Genomic DNA, 935 nt, shown 5'->3' with positions numbered 1-935 from the left:
CAACTTACGTTAAAACCGATGAAAAAAACAGTGTGCATGTTTTATTTGCGAATGACTCAACGGTCATTCCTGAGACCTACATGTCTCAACTCAAGAAAACAGCACAGTTTTTAAAAACATTCCCAGAAACTCATATAGAGTTAAAAGGTTATGCGAGCCCAGTTGGCAATAGTGCTCATAACCAATATTTATCCGATACCCGAGCTGCGAATGTTAGACAACAATTAATCGACTTTGGTGTTGCGGCAGATCGAATCAAAACCGTTGGTTTCGGTGATGCGGATCCGATTCAAGCTGAAACATCAGAAGCTAGCAACACATTAAGTCGACGTGTTGTTGCTCAAGTTGTAGGGTCAAAAGGTCACGTTGTTGATCAGTGGACAATTTTTACAGTACGTGAAAATTAAAAACAGTGAAAAAATTCGTTACACTGGTTGCTGTTGCTCTTCTATGTATAGCCGCAAATGTCGACGCACTAACAAGTCGAGAGCAACAGCAGATTAGCAAAATACGAAGCTTTTATGGTGAAAGGGCTGGAAAACGTGCAACTGCATGGCGGGAGCTAATCGATGATTCACGGCAATTCCCAGTCCAAAAGCAACTTAAGCTGGTTAATAATTTCTTTAATCAGTTTATCTTTGTTGATGATATAAAGCTGTGGGGAAAAAAAGATTACTGGGCCACACCTCTGGAATTTGTGGGTGTTGGTGCTGGCGATTGTGAAGACTTTAGTATCGCTAAGTACATGGCACTTCGATCTTTGGGCGTACCAGATTCGAAGTTACGCCTAGTCTATGTAAAGTCATTGAATTTAAACCAGTTTCATATGGTTGTAGCCTACTACCCTACCCCAACAGCCGTTCCTGAAATTCTCGATAATCTTGATGGTGAGATCAAACCAGCAAATAAGAGAAAAGATCTTTTGCCCATATACA

Annotated in this window: 2 protein-coding genes; both read left to right on the top strand. The window is 40.7% G+C overall.

The window, feature by feature from the left end:
- The coding region (locus I3255_RS13545) for an OmpA family protein (protein WP_238039275.1) at positions 1-407 on the top strand (407 nt) is incomplete at its 5' end.
- Positions 408-412: 5 nt separating this feature from the next.
- The coding region (locus I3255_RS14975; RefSeq protein ID WP_238039274.1) for a transglutaminase-like cysteine peptidase at positions 413-935 on the top strand (523 nt) is incomplete at its 3' end.

The organism is Psychrobacter sp. Ps6 (assembly GCF_022129235.1).
Lineage (GTDB): Bacteria > Pseudomonadota > Gammaproteobacteria > Pseudomonadales > Moraxellaceae > Psychrobacter.
Note: the sequence above shows the minus strand (reverse complement) of the source record. Positions and strands in the feature narration are given on the sequence as shown.